Source organism: Colwellia sp. 5_MG-2023, assembly GCF_030547795.1.
GTDB lineage: Bacteria > Pseudomonadota > Gammaproteobacteria > Enterobacterales > Alteromonadaceae > Colwellia.
In genome coordinates this window covers 106,834-121,271 of sequence record NZ_JAUOPW010000004.1, presented here as the reverse complement: position 1 = coordinate 121,271, position 14,438 = coordinate 106,834, and the positions used below count along the sequence as shown (strand labels likewise).

The following is a 14,438-nucleotide window of genomic DNA, read 5'->3' as shown; positions in this document are numbered from 1 at the left end:
CTTGAAGGTGCTTAACTGTAGTAACCAGTGATTTCAACCGTATTTCTTTGTCATTGAGAGTTATTCTCTATTAATAAATACCGCCTTGTACTAAATTTTGTTTCATATAAAGCTACTAGGGTTTTTCTTACCCTAGCGACTTAAATTCACTCGCTATCCTTTAAATGAAAAAATTTAAGTGAAAAAATGCTTAATACCAGTTTCATTAATTAAGTGAACAATTTTATACGTAGAAAAAATTGCCAAATACAAGGCATTTATTGCAATAACTAGTTGTTCTAATTATTAAATAAATAACGATGTAGTTGGTGATTTTAGCAAGTAGAAATGATCACATAGCTAGTGAGATTGGTATAATTATAAAAGTTAACCATTTAAATTTAAACGAATCTAATCTAACCTAATAAAATGAACTTATTATGCCTATTTGGTAGGTATATATTTACTTCCTAAACAAACATATAACATGTAATAAAAAGACAGTCTTTTTATTACATGTAGTTAGCGCTATTGCTAATTTTCAAAATAGAACTTAGCGCGTTTATTATCATAATGCCCTACTTCATCCATAGTTTCAGCATTGTATAAACGACCATTAATCATAGTATAAATAACCTTATCACTTTGTCGTATATCTTGGCTGACATCGCCATCAACCACAATTAGATCGGCTAATTTACCTGTTTTAATTGAACCAAGTTGTTCGTCTAAGCCTAACGTTTCTGCTGAAGCAATAGTCGCAGTTTTTAATGCTTGTAATGGTGTCATCCCACCTTGCGCCATCATCCACATTTCCCAGTGCATCGCCAATCCTTCACGCTGTCCATGACCACCTGAATTAACTTTAATACCTAAATCTTGTAACTCTTTAGCCACCTTAGCAACGCTAAAATGATTATAGTGATGCAATGGCGCTTTTGGTCTACGCATCGCTCTAGGTTGTAAAAATTCACTTGGTACATACTTACTTAAACGAGGATGTAACCAAACATCAGTTTTATCATACCAGTAGTTCTCCCCCCAAATTCCACCATAGGCAACGACAAGCGTAGGTGTATATGCCATTTCAGATTGCGACCATAACTGCTTCACGTCGTCGTAAATATTAGCGACAGGAATTGAATGCTCTAAAGTTGTATGACCATCAACTAACATGGTTAAGTTATGCTGTAATAAAGAGCCACCTTCAGGAACTACCAGCATATTTAACTCTCGTGCCGCTTGAATAAATTGCTGACGTTGGTTTCTGCGTGGTTGATTGTAGCTTTTCACACTAAAAGCGCCCGCTTCTTTTAAGCGCTCTACATGAAACTTAGCATCATCTAAACTATCCACATGTGCCGTATATCCAGCAGCATTGGCGCCATAAAGGATTTTTCCTGTTGAAAATAAACGCGCCGCAACAATTTTTCCTGCTTTTTGCATTTCACTCGCAGCGAAAAATTCGTTAGTGTCATTAGATGGATCGTGAATACTGGTAACTCCCAAAGCTAAACCGGCATAGTTTTTCCAGTTCTGTTGAGGAATTATTTGATTGTTACCTTGTGGACCATGTGCATGCGCATCAATGAGCCCCGGCATAATACTCTTGCCAGTTATATCAATAACAATAGCTGAAGAAGGAATAGTAACATCTGACTTACTACCTATCGCTTTGATTATATTACCTTCAACCAAAACAGTACCATTATCGATAACTTTATCGCCTTCCATGGTAATCACTTTCCCCCCCACAAAAGCGATAATGCCTGAAGGCTTGTCAACAGCACTAGTATAACCAAGGTAAGTTTTAGTTACTTCTGTTGCTGATGCCTCTTTAGAGGTGTTATCAATATTTTCTTTCTTATCTACAGCATCAGTTATTGCAAAAATATCAGTAATATTGGCTTGAAATAAATTAGCACCTAAGCTCCAGTACAGTTCATTTGAATCACTATTCCAATTAATCCCTTCACCGGCACGCATTGATAATTGTTTAACAGGAAAGTTACCTCCTTTAGGGCCAATAGTAATAACATCACCACGTTCAACAAAAGGAGTTACAAATACTTTAAAACGTTCTGCAAAAGCTAAATATTTACCGTTAGGTGATACGTTATACTCAGTAGCAAATTCTCCTTGATATAATACTCGGTCTTCTTTCCCATCAAGACTCACATATGCTAATTGTGGCTTGTCACCATTGCGCATGACATAAATATTATCACTGCTGCTGCCAAAATGAGGCTGTCTGCCATCTTTCGTGATGAAAATAGGTTTACGACCTTGACGTTCACCTTTAGCAGATATCGCATAGATCCCTGTATTAAGATCCCAAGTCGGTTGAGTAATATAACCACCAGATATTTTACGATATACCACTGTTTTTCCATCAGGAGAAAAAGTTGGCTCAATGTATTTCCCTGGCTCATTTAATAATGCTTTGCCTTTACCTCCTCTACTTGAAACAATACGAATCTGACCTTGTTTATCGTCATTCCATGTAGCATAAACAATGTTTTTACCATCACGAGAAAAGCTTGGGTTTAATTCATAATGGCTTTGTTGTTTAGTTAATCGTTTCGCCTTTCCTTCTGCTTTACCGTTCTTAATATTACGTGTGTATATGTGCCCCATAGATTCAAACACAACTTTATTGCCATCTGGCGATATCTCAACATCACGAAGCATTTTTACGTTAAATTTATCTTGTGGTAAGTCTTGCTTAAATCGCAATGCTTGTTGAATTCTTTTCACAGTTTTTACATGAAAATCAATGATTGATGATTTTTTAGAAGCAATATCTAAACGATTAATTTTTCCACCATTCCAAAAAACTAAACTATCGCTCTTAGGTGTCCAAGCAATATTAGGATACACCCCATGAATCGCCCATGTTTCTTGCAAGTCACGTTCTAAATTTTCATAGATTTTTGTTTCTTTACCGCTGGTTAAATCGTATAAATAGAGGTTTGAAGAAAAGTCATCACGGCTAATAAAAGCAAGGTATTTTCCGTCGGGTGACGGTGTTGGACGAATAGCACCACCTTTACCGCTAATAATGGTGTCAATTTCGCCTGTTGCTAACTCCAAGCGTTTTATTTTGTAAATACCTTTCACTGAATCTTTTGAATAATGAAAGGTTTTCCCTGGTGTTGCATCTTGAGAAAAATAAACATACTTGCCATCAGCAGAATAAGCAGGCTCACCTAAATCTTTTTGTTCATTAGGCCTTTTAGTTAACATAACACCGCTACCACCAGTTTTATGGTAAAGCCAAACCTCACCAGCCCCCAAAGAACGTGTACTAGAGTAGTGTTTCCTGCCAATTAAATAGTTACCATCAGGAGACCATGCGGGGCTATTTAATAAACGAAATGGCTCTGTTGAAACGGCTTTTCGATTACTGCCATCTCGATTCATAATCCATAAATTATCGCCACCATCTTCATCGGAAGTAAATGCTATATACTTGCCGTCCGGACTAAATTTCGGCTGCATTTGCCATGCAATATCCGTCATTAGCGGAGTAGCTTCACCACCTGTGATTGGCATAGTGTAAATATCACCGAGCAAATCAAAAAGCAACGTTGTACCATCTGGACTAACATCAACATTCATCCATGTACCAGAGGTCACGTCTATACTCGCATTTTTAAACACGCCTTGTGGCGAATTAACCGACCAAGTAGGTTTTTCTTCTTTTAATTCTTTCGCCTGGGCATTAACGCTCACTATCGATACTGACATGGTTAGCATCATTCCGACAGTGATAATTTTCTGAAGGTATTTCGACATATTACAGTCCTTTATTCGATTGTTTTATGTGCTAAAACCATATCAATAATATCGTTTTAGTTCATAGTGGAATAGTTTCAAGTCAAGCTTGATTGCATACAATATAATACAATCAATCTTAACTTTAAATGATAATCACCAAACAAGTCTCTTGCTTAGCAAAGGGAGTAACGTGACCTATTTCAAGTCAAGACGTTGAAGTAATTTTTCGTGAATAGAAGAGAATGAACCATTACTCATCACGACAATACTATCGCCAGCTTGTGCATAATCTGTAATTTTATTCACTAACTGATTAATATCATCTTCAACAATACAAGGCTGCTGGCAATTATTAATTAAATCGCTGACTGACCACTTTACTTGTTCACCTTGAAATAAAAACACTTGATCCGCTTGAGCTAATGAACCAGGCAAGGTGTCCTTATGTACACCAGATTTCATCGTATTAGAACGAGGCTCTAATACTGCAATAACACGGCCTGGACTATTATTACCATCAACTTGCGCTCTAACGCCGGCAAGGGTTTTAGCAATCGCTGTTGGATGGTGAGCAAAATCATCATAAACTTTAATTTGATTTACTGTGCCTCGTAATTCTAAACGTCGTTTAGTATTAATAAACTCGGCTAAAGCTTCAATAGCAATATGACTTGGTACTCCAGCATGTCTGGCTGCAGCAATTGCCATTAATGCATTATCAATATTAAAGTCGCCAATGAGTCCCCACTTAACAGTGCCCTGCTCTTTACCGTTAAAAGTAACAATAAATTCACTCCCGTCTGCAACAACTTTATTAGCTTGCCAACCTTTATCACTGTCGCTTTGCTCTGTTGGGGTCCAACAGCCCATTGCTAATGTTTCGTTAATCGCGAATTCATTCTTTGGTGATAAAATTAAACCATTGCTAGGCACCATTCGGATAAGGTGATGAAATTGGCGTTGAATATCAGATAAATCATTAAAGATATCACCATGATCAAATTCTAAATTATTGATAACTAATGTTCTTGGACGATAATGGACAAATTTAGATCGTTTATCAAAAAAGGCGGTATCGTATTCATCTGCTTCAATAACAAAAAAAGGAGTGTTACCTAATCGTGCTGAACAATTAAAGTTTTGCGGGACACCTCCAATAAGAAAACCTGGCGATAACTGTGCGTATTCTAAAATCCAAGTAAGCATGCTACTTGTTGTTGTTTTACCATGCGTACCAGAGACAGCAAGCACCCAACAATTTTTCAAAACATTTTCTAATAACCATTGAGGACCTGAAATATAGGGAATATTTCGATCAAGTATGTACTCCACCATCACATTGCCACGAGACATAGCGTTACCAACAATAACTAAATCTGGCTCATCATCAAAATGCTCTGTTTTATAGCCTTGCATTAACTCAATGCCAAGTTCTTCTAATTGTGTGCTCATTGGTGGATAAACCTGAGCATCGCATCCTGTTACGCGAAAACCCAGCTCTTTCGCTAATGCTGCAATGCCCCCCATAAAGGTGCCGCAGATGCCAAGAATGTGTATATGTTGAATTTTATTTGTCATGAGCAAAAAAAAGTACTGAAAGTAGATGAAAGATTATGAGGGTTAATATAACGTATCCACTTATGACAAGTAAAAAAATATCGGACAATATACAGAAATGACAAAAGTTAGCAGTATTCATATTTACCCTATTAAGTCGACAGCAGGTATAAGTTTACCTAATTCAAAGGTTGAAGAGCTTGGGTTAGCCTTTGATAGACGCTTTATTGTTTGCGATCCTTCAGGACAATTTATCACAGCGAGAACAGAGCCAAAGTTATGCTTGGTACAAACAACAATGACCGAGCAAGGGGTAGCATTGTCAGCACCTAATATGGAAATGTTAACATTATCGTATCAAGAATTTACCGACCAGTATCATAAAGTGATGGTTTGGGGTGATGAGGTTAATGGACAATTTTGCTCGCAAAAAGCGAATAACTGGTTTAGTGATTACTTACAACGACCTTGTGAATTACTCTACTTCGGAAAAAATTCTCATCGAGAAAGAAAACCTAATACGGATAATGCAAGAAAAATTGCATTCGCTGATGGCTACCCTATATTACTTATTTCAAAAGCATCATTAAACGATCTTAATAAACGTTTACTCGCTAATTCATCTAATAATTCACCACAAGATATTTCAATGGCACAATTTCGACCAAATATTGTCGTCGATGACTGCCTTCCTTTTGCTGAAGATAGTTGGCAACATATTCGTATTGGTGAAGTAGAGTTCAAAGTAAGTAAGCCATGTGAACGCTGTATATTTACTACAGTTAATCCAAGCAATGGCGAGAAACACCCACAGCAACAACCACTAAAAATGTTAAAATCATTTCGGCAAGATCATAATGGTGAAGTGTTATTTGGTCAAAATTTAATAGCTCTGAATAAAGGGACCATAAGCCAAGGTGATACCTTAACCGTTTTAAATACACAAAAACCGCCAACATTCATTAGCCCTCAAGCTACACAGGAGGTAGATAATTTGCCGATAGATGATTTACCAAAGGCTGATGCCATTAACGATATTGTTGTTCCCTCTGTAAATAAAAAATTGACCATCGCTTTTGAAAAATGGAATAAAAGCATCAAAGTATCGGCTTTAGACCAAGAAACCAACGAGCAAGCAAAAACACTACTAGAACATGGTGAAGATGCTGGACTAATTTTACCTTACTCATGCCGTGCAGGTATGTGTGGCCGTTGTCGAGCAAAACTTATCAGCGGAGAAGTAAGACCAACATCAATGGATGATAACGGCGGCTTAACGGCTTTAGAACAGCAAGAAGGCTATATATTATGCTGTATATCAGTTGCCATGAGTGATGTGGTTATTGATCATACCTAACCTTCGATAGATGATATTGACACTCTAGCTTCGCTAGTTTATTTAAAAGTAACAACAATAAGGTTTTTTTAATAGCATCAAAGCCTTATTCACAAACAATAGATAAAGGTAGTGCTAGGTAACTTTCTCACTTCCAACTTTAAGTTAAAAATATTAGAATAGCCGCGGTTTCCATGGTTAGGCTCATCCATTTTGTTATTAATGATAGATAATTACGACTCATTTACTTTTAATTTAGTGCATTACTTTCAAGCACTAGGGCAAGAAGTAAAAGTTTTTCGCCATGATGAAATTAGTATCGAGGAAATTACTCGTCTCAAACCTGATTATTTAGTCATCTCCCCTGGTCCCTGTGATCCAGACAATGCTGGCATATCGTTAGCGGTAGTCGAAAACTTTGCCGGTAAAATTCCTTTACTCGGTGTTTGTTTAGGGCATCAATGCATTGCCCAACACTATGGCGCTAAAATAATAAAAGCAAAGAAGTTGATGCATGGTAAAACAAGTATTATTAGTCATAATGCAGCGGGTTTATTTAAACAGCTTACCCCCTCTTTACAAGTTACACGATATCATTCACTGATAGTTGAACAAGCATCCTTACCTAGTGAACTCGTTGTGACTGCATGGAGTCTTGATGAACAAGGAAATAAAGATGAGATTATGGCATTACAGCATAAAGAACTCGCCTTATGCAGTGTTCAATTTCATCCTGAATCAGTATTAACTCAACAAGGCCAAGCCTTGTTGAGTAACTTTTTAACTATGTACGCTACACAGTATTAATTCTAGAAATTAAAGAAACTGCCTTTTATCACATTAATACTTTGATAACACAAACTAATCACCTTAGAATCAACGCTTACGTTATACTCTTTTAAAGTAAAAGAGTAACTTGTTACACATGAACTAAACGCTATGCACTTCTTTGAAAACAATGACATAATTTATTCTATATATCAGCAAGCCATTAGCTTATCTATTAGTAAGAGCTTTGCTGAGCAACGCAGGGGGAAAGTTAATCTTGTAGATTTTCAAGGGAGTGAACAAAAAAATCGCCGTAGACAACTATTATCTGTTGAAGAAACTGCACGACAAGAAAAAATGGTTGCCGATCATGGCAAAGAACATTTTCGCCAGCAAGTCATGGCGACATTTTTTGCGCAAGTAAACAAGCAAGTAAATGCAGAATTTGATAACAAAGCTTATTTATATGCCAGTGTACTTAATATTGAAGAAGAAGCCCCTATAATTTTAGAGTTACTCTCTTTGCGAGCCACTTCTATTAATAAAATTAAACCTCTAGCCACTTCATTACCCTGGCTTGCCACAGATCTAATCAGTTTAGTTAATAAACCTCAATATCGGAAACGAGCCGATGTTCAAGTCAACGATGCTAAACTTGCACTGAGTTACATAGGCTTAGATAATTTAAAACTGGTAATGCCAACATTTATACTTAAGCATTGGCTACCTAAAAGCTCAGCTCCTTTTAACTTAATGAAACGCAAACTGTGGAATGATAGTTTATCTATTGCCTTAGCTTCGAGCTTCCTTGCTGAACAAGTTGGTGCTAATGCCTATGTTGCCTTTACAACTGGCATGTTATCGAACCTGGGACAACTTGCCGTAACTCGATGCTTTTTAAGTACTTACAACCGGATGTATAAACAAGAGTTACGAGATGCTTTTGATGCCAAAGATAAACCTTTGCATGACATCCTGGTTAAAATTGAAAATCCACCCGAGCTGTTACTCGAACAATTAACTTTACGTAGTAGCCAACTTTCAGCTGAATTAATTGAATTTATGAACTTTGATCGCTTGCCAATAACAGAGCCAATGTTTGACTTAGCTTATGCTGACGCTATTGACAAAATGTGCCCAATAGCACAAATAGTGACTAAAGCTAAAGCGTATGTTTGTTACCGTAATCTCGCCAAAGATAATTTAATCAATACGAAGGAAGCGTTAGCGCTTTTTGAGTCTGCAAAACTCAATAAAGCTGAACTTATCTTGCTTAAAAAAAGTGATATTGACCATATAAAGTTAAAATTTAACTAGTTCTCTCTCTTTTTTATTAATTTATTTTTGATTATTTATTAAAAACATTAAGAATCCTTTTTCAGTAAGTCAACTCCCTGTCTTATACAAAGCTATCTTTTAATCGTTTTATTTCATGCAATAAATATTCATTATATTTGAATAAAACACGGTAGGCCTTTGTTTTTAATGGCTTGCGGCATTCACTAGCAAGACAGCGTTAATTTTTCCTGTCATAATAACCTTCTGTTTTTGAAACACCGAACAATATTATTAGCACAAAAAATCAGTTTACTTATATACTAAAATGAGTGCTAAACAAACAAGTTATCCATCCAATTTTGAGGAGTTAAAAATGTCAGAACAGTTTTCTGTTAATCGCGAGTTATTTGATGATGTCATGGTGCCTAACTACGCACCTTCAGCTGTTATACCAGTACGCGGTCAAGGCTCTCGAGTATGGGATCAACAAGACAAAGAGTATGTTGATCTTGCAGGTGGTATCGCAGTAAATTGTTTAGGTCATTGTCACCCAGCACTTGTTGGCGCAATACAAGAACAAAGCGAGAAAATTTGGCATTTATCCAATGTAATGACTAATGAACCAGCATTACGTTTAGCAAAAAAGCTAGTCGATAATACCTTTGCGGAAAAAGTATACTTTGCCAATTCAGGTGCTGAGTCAAATGAAGCAGCTTTAAAATTAGCTCGTCGTTGGGCTATTGATGTTCACGGTAGCGATAAAACGCAAATTATAGCTTTTAACCAAGGTTTCCACGGACGGACTTTTTTTACCGTAACGGTAGGCGGGCAAGCAGCGTATTCTGATGGTTTTGGACCAAAACCTGGTGATATTGTACACGCTGAATATAATAATTTAGACAGCGTTAAAGCGCTTATTTCAGATAAAACTTGCGCTATTATGATTGAACCATTACAAGGCGAAGGTGGTATTGTTTCTCCAACTGATGAATTTATTAAAGGCGTTCGTCAACTATGTGATGAGCACAATGCTTTATTAATATTTGATGAAGTGCAAACTGGTGCTGGTCGTTTAGGCTCACTTTATGCCTATATGGATCTTGGCGTAACACCTGATATTTTAACCACAGCCAAAGGTTTAGGTGGCGGTTTCCCTATCGGCGCTATGTTAACAACAACTGACATTGCTAAGCATTTGAAAATAGGAACTCATGGTAGCACTTATGGTGGTAACCCATTAGCTTGTGCTGTAAGTGAAGCGGTTATTGATGTAATTAATACACCAGAAGTACTTAATGGTGTAAAAGCGAAAGCAAAAATTTTCGCTGATGGTTTACAAGCAATTAATACTAAATACAACGTATTTAAAGAAATACGTGGTAAAGGCTTATTAATTGGTGCGGTATTAAATGATGAATATCAAGGTAAAGCAAAAGACTTTTTAGTTGCTGCTATGAGTGAAGGTGTTATGACCTTAGTTGCCGGTGCTAGTATTGTCCGTTTTGCCCCTTCACTCATTATCCCTGATGAAGATATCACTGAAGGTTTAGCCCGTTTTGAAAAAGCTATCGCCAAAATAACGGCATAATCCACATTGCTATTCAATACGCTTGCTAGCTTATTTAACGCTAGCAAGCACTTCTTTTAATCATCGAGAATTACTTATGATTATCATCCGTCCTATTAAAATGACTGATTATGACGACTTACATCGTATAGCTATTGAGTCTGGCCATGGCTTTACCTCATTACCTGTTAACGAAGAGATACTTAAAAAGCGTATTAGTCACTCAGAAGAGTCTTTTAAAACTCAAGTGAACCAACCTGGTAATCAAGGCTACTTATTTGTGATGGAAGATCTTGAAACTGGGCAAGTTGTAGGTACGACAGGAATTGAAGCCGCTGTCGGCTTAGATAATGCTTTTTATCATTATCATTTAGGCAAAGTAGTCCATAGTTCACGTGAATTAAATATCCACAATACTGTTGAAACACTTGCACTTTGTAACGACTACTCTGGTGCAACTGAAATTTGTACTCTGTTCTTACAAGAAAGTCATAGAAAAAACAGTAATGGTCGATTCTTATCTCGCTGTCGATTCTTATTCATTGCCGAACATAAAGAGCGATTTTCCGATTGTATTATTGCCGAAATGCGAGGAGTTAGTGACGAGAATGGCCAATCGCCATTTTATAGTTGGCTTGAAGAACATTTTTTATCTATTGAGTTCACCAAAGCTGATTACTTAACAGGAATAGGTAATAAAGGTTTTATCGCTGAATTAATGCCTAAATACCCTGTGTATGTCAACTTACTCAGTAAAGAAGCGCAAAAAGTTATTAACAAAGTACACGATAATACAATACCAGCCTTACGTTTACTTGAGGCAGAGGGGTTTTCTCGTCGTGGCTATATTGACATTTTTGATGCCGGTCCAACAGTTGAAGCAGAGCGAAGTCAAATAAGAGCTATTCGAGAAAGTAATAAATACCAAGTACTAATTGATGACAATTGCGGAGAAGAAAGTAACCAAAAATACATTGTTTGCAACACTCAAGTTGAAAACTTTAGAGCGACACAAGTTAATTTGACACTGCGTGAAACCGCTAACCAAGTAGTAATCACCAATAAAGTCGCTCAAGCGTTACAAGTACAGAAAGATGACTGGGTTCGTCTTTTACCTAATTAGTACCCTAATTTAAAATAGGAATAAATATGTCAAACGTTCAATTTATTAATGGTCAATGGCAACCTGGCTTAGGTCATGATGTCACCTCACTAAACCCAGCTAGAAACGAAGTTATCTGGCAAGGTAAAACTGCATCACCGGCACAAGTTGAACAAGCAATTAGTAGTGCACGTGTTGCCTTTGAAAGCTGGTCTATACTCAGCTTTGATGAGCGTGTCGCTATCATCACTAAATTTGCTGAACTGCTAACGGAAAATAAAGAACAATTAGCTAACACCATAGCACTAGAAACAGGCAAACCTCGCTGGGAAACGCTAGGTGAAGTTGGTGCTATGGTAGGTAAAATAAATATCTCACTTAATGCATATAATGAACGCACAGGGACTGTTGAAAACCCTATGCCTGGTGCTAAAGCCTTTATTCGCCATAAACCTCATGGTGTTGTTGCTGTGTTTGGTCCTTATAATTTCCCTGGCCATCTTCCAAATGGTCATATTGTTCCTGCGCTTATTGCAGGCAATACTGTGGTATTTAAACCAAGTGAATTAACACCTAAAGTTGCTGAAGAAGTAATAAAGCTATGGCAAGCAGCAGGCCTTCCTGCTGGTGTTATTAACCTTGTGCAAGGTGAAGTGGAAACAGGTAAAGCATTAGCAAGTAATAAAATGATTGATGGCTTGTTCTTTACAGGCAGCTCCACTACAGGTCATTTATTACATGAGCAATTTGGTGGTCAACCGGGCAAAATATTAGCGTTAGAGATGGGTGGAAATAACCCGTTAATTGTTAAAGATGTTAGTGATATAACCGCCGTTGTGCACGATATAATTCAGTCTGCTTTTGTTACTACAGGTCAACGTTGTACTTGTGCTCGTCGTTTATTCATTGAACAAGGCGAACAAGGCGATGCGATTATGGCTAAGCTAATTGAAGCGACTAAAGCATTAACGATTGGTTATTATGATGATAATGAGCAACCTTTCATTGGTTCTATGATTTCTGAAAAAGCTGCGTTAGGTTTAGTTGCTGCTCAACAAAAATTAGTTGATTTAGGTGCAACCTCATTACTTGAATTGAAGCATTTAGAAGCTAATACTGGTTTTATTTCTCCAGGCATCATTGATGTAACAGATATAGTTGCTGAAGTACCAGATGAAGAATACTTTGGTCCTTTACTAAAAGTATATCGCTATACCGATTTTGATGAAGCAATCAACGAAGGCAATAATACTGGTTTTGGTTTATCTGCAGGCTTATTGAGTGATAGTGAAGCATTATACAACCACTTCTTTACTCGTATCAGAGCAGGTATTGTTAATTGGAACAAGCCAATTACTGGTGCAAGCAGTGCCGCTCCTTTTGGTGGTATTGGCGCAAGTGGTAATCATAGAGCAAGTGCTTTCTACGCTGCTGATTACTGTGCATACCCCGTTGCCTCTGTTGAAGCAGAAAAAGTAAGTTTACCGGCAACGTTAAGCCCTGGTATTAAACTATAACGACGTAACTTAACTATGCAAATTAAAGATACTTATATTTTCGCTAATAAAAGAGAAGATGGGGTACGTCCCTGCTTCTTTAAAAGTATCGATCAACTATAAATTTAGGTGGTAGCGTCAGTTATCACCTGATTTTCTTATGAAAATCTTAACTGTTACGACTACCTTTTTGTTTAATTTATATCTACTACCATGATAAAAAAGGAAAAATGATGACAGCTACAGTAACTAAACTCTTTGACAATATTTGGCAACAATATATCGCGGTAACACCTTCTGCAGATAAAATTCACCAACTGTTAGGTGATGGAAAAGATGTAATCAACGATCATGTTGCTTACCGTACTTTTGATATAGAAAAAGTGAACTTAAAAAAACTTGCTAATCATTTATTAGCTATTGGTTATACAGAATGTGGTCAATACGATTTTGCAGCAAAAAAATTAACCGCTAAACATTATGAACATAGTGATAGCACTATGCCTAAAGTATTTATCAGTGAGCTACGCGTTAAAGAATTCCCAGAGGCTATACAAGCGATCATCCACTCATTAGTTGATCAATTACCAGATGACATCAGCGAGCAAGAAAACTTTTTATATTCTGGTCGCCCATGGAAAATCAATTCAACAGACTATCAAACTTTATTAGCTGAAAGTGAGTATGCTGCTTGGTTAGCAGCATGGGGATACCGTGCTAATCACTTTACCGTTAGCATCAATCACCTCAAAGGTTATGATTGTATTATGGCTGTTAATGACACGTTAAAAGCAGCAGGATATAAATTAAACACCACTGGTGGTGAAATTAAAGGTGATCCAACAGTTATGTTAGAGCAATCATCAACATTAGCAGATAAAGCTTTAGTTAACTTTAGCGATACCACTATGGAAATCCCGAGCTGTTTCTATGAGTTTGCTAAACGCTACCCAAAAGCTGATGGCGAACTTTATACAGGCTTTGTTGCAGCCTCTGCAGATAAAATCTTTGAAAGTACTAACGCCTCTTAAGCACAGTTACTCAATTATTAGCACTAAGTTCATAATCACTTAGTGCTAACTTCCCCTAAAAGATGACTAAGCTTTAAATATAAATTAACCTTATTTTCATTAAGTTACTATTTATGTTTTAATAATAAAATTGTAGAGTTAAAGCTATCACAATAAAGGTTAATAACATTATCATGGTTACAGACAATGAAGGTTACATCCATTTAATTGAGTATTTAACAGAGCACCTAAGCTTATTTGAAAGCAGGCTTAATGAAGATAGTAATACTGAGACTATTATGGAAGTAATAGAGCTTGAATTAAGCGAACAAATAATAGCGGTATGTAGTCAAAACAGTGCGCTATCTTTCAATCAACGCAATGCTATTATTCGTGAAGTTGATGCTATTGTATATGATCTAGAAGAAGTCTTTTCTGGTGTGGTCAACAATCCAGTTACGGGACAACAAGCTCGATTTATTAAAGAGTTTGCAATGTTAATCAAAAATTTATTTGATACAGAAATTAATAAATTGCTCGCCTAAAAATAAAATAGATGCCAGTG

10 protein-coding genes are annotated in these 14,438 nt (G+C 36.8%); 8 read left to right on the top strand and 2 right to left on the bottom strand.

Annotation, left to right across the window (positions count from 1 at the left end; all coding sequences use genetic code 11):
* Positions 1-513: 513 nt before the first annotated feature.
* Positions 514-3,777, bottom strand: a complete 3,264-nt coding sequence (locus Q4496_RS05215; protein ID WP_303610020.1) for an amidohydrolase family protein — start codon at positions 3,775-3,777, stop codon at positions 514-516.
* A 177-nt stretch (positions 3,778-3,954) separates the two neighbouring features.
* Entirely contained in the window at positions 3,955-5,337 is a 1,383-nt protein-coding gene (gene mpl, locus Q4496_RS05210) for a UDP-N-acetylmuramate:L-alanyl-gamma-D-glutamyl-meso-diaminopimelate ligase (protein WP_303610019.1), read from the bottom strand.
* 97 nt (positions 5,338-5,434) lie between these two features.
* Here mpl and Q4496_RS05205 point away from each other — a divergent pair, with 97 nt between their 5' ends.
* From Q4496_RS05205 to Q4496_RS05170, 8 genes are all read left to right on the top strand, one after another.
* On the top strand, positions 5,435-6,673 hold the full coding sequence (locus Q4496_RS05205) for a YcbX family protein (protein WP_215973166.1): 1,239 nt from the start codon (positions 5,435-5,437) through the stop codon (positions 6,671-6,673).
* A 192-nt stretch (positions 6,674-6,865) separates the two neighbouring features.
* Complete coding sequence (locus Q4496_RS05200) at positions 6,866-7,459, top strand: aminodeoxychorismate/anthranilate synthase component II (protein ID WP_215973165.1); 594 nt, start codon at positions 6,866-6,868, stop codon at positions 7,457-7,459.
* 132 nt (positions 7,460-7,591) lie between these two features.
* On the top strand, positions 7,592-8,737 hold the full coding sequence (locus tag Q4496_RS05195) for an HDOD domain-containing protein (RefSeq protein ID WP_215973164.1): 1,146 nt from the start codon (positions 7,592-7,594) through the stop codon (positions 8,735-8,737).
* 334 nt (positions 8,738-9,071) lie between these two features.
* Positions 9,072-10,286, top strand: coding sequence for an aspartate aminotransferase family protein (locus Q4496_RS05190; RefSeq protein WP_215973163.1), 1,215 nt, complete (start codon positions 9,072-9,074; stop codon positions 10,284-10,286).
* Between the two features lie 76 nt (positions 10,287-10,362).
* Positions 10,363-11,388: an arginine N-succinyltransferase gene (astA, locus tag Q4496_RS05185; RefSeq protein WP_215973162.1), complete on the top strand. Its 1,026-nt coding sequence runs from the start codon at positions 10,363-10,365 to the stop codon at positions 11,386-11,388.
* A gap of 26 nt (positions 11,389-11,414) precedes the next feature.
* Positions 11,415-12,884: a succinylglutamate-semialdehyde dehydrogenase gene (gene astD, locus Q4496_RS05180; protein ID WP_215973161.1), complete on the top strand. Its 1,470-nt coding sequence runs from the start codon at positions 11,415-11,417 to the stop codon at positions 12,882-12,884.
* 212 nt (positions 12,885-13,096) lie between these two features.
* On the top strand, positions 13,097-13,894 hold the full coding sequence (locus Q4496_RS05175) for a DUF1338 domain-containing protein (RefSeq protein WP_215973160.1): 798 nt from the start codon (positions 13,097-13,099) through the stop codon (positions 13,892-13,894).
* Positions 13,895-14,067: 173 nt separating this feature from the next.
* Positions 14,068-14,418 (top strand): DUF3802 family protein, encoded by a 351-nt coding sequence (locus Q4496_RS05170; protein ID WP_215973159.1) that lies wholly within the window; start codon positions 14,068-14,070, stop codon positions 14,416-14,418.
* Positions 14,419-14,438 lie beyond the last annotated feature (20 nt).

What these genes read in the sequence shown, in the direction of transcription:
- Q4496_RS05190 (WP_215973163.1), top strand. Translation starts at nt 9,072, where the DNA reads ATGTCAGAACAGTTTTCTGTTAATCGCGAGTTATTTGATGATGTCATG.
- Q4496_RS05195 (WP_215973164.1), top strand. Translation starts at nt 7,592, where the DNA reads ATGCACTTCTTTGAAAACAATGACATAATTTATTCTATATATCAGCAA.
- astA (WP_215973162.1), top strand. Translation starts at nt 10,363, where the DNA reads ATGATTATCATCCGTCCTATTAAAATGACTGATTATGACGACTTACAT.
- Q4496_RS05205 (WP_215973166.1), top strand. Translation starts at nt 5,435, where the DNA reads ATGACAAAAGTTAGCAGTATTCATATTTACCCTATTAAGTCGACAGCA.
- Q4496_RS05215 (WP_303610020.1), bottom strand. Translation starts at nt 3,777, where the DNA reads ATGTCGAAATACCTTCAGAAAATTATCACTGTCGGAATGATGCTAACC.
- Q4496_RS05170 (WP_215973159.1), top strand. Translation starts at nt 14,068, where the DNA reads ATGGTTACAGACAATGAAGGTTACATCCATTTAATTGAGTATTTAACA.
- astD (WP_215973161.1), top strand. Translation starts at nt 11,415, where the DNA reads ATGTCAAACGTTCAATTTATTAATGGTCAATGGCAACCTGGCTTAGGT.
- Q4496_RS05175 (WP_215973160.1), top strand. Translation starts at nt 13,097, where the DNA reads ATGACAGCTACAGTAACTAAACTCTTTGACAATATTTGGCAACAATAT.
- mpl (WP_303610019.1), bottom strand. Translation starts at nt 5,337, where the DNA reads ATGACAAATAAAATTCAACATATACACATTCTTGGCATCTGCGGCACC.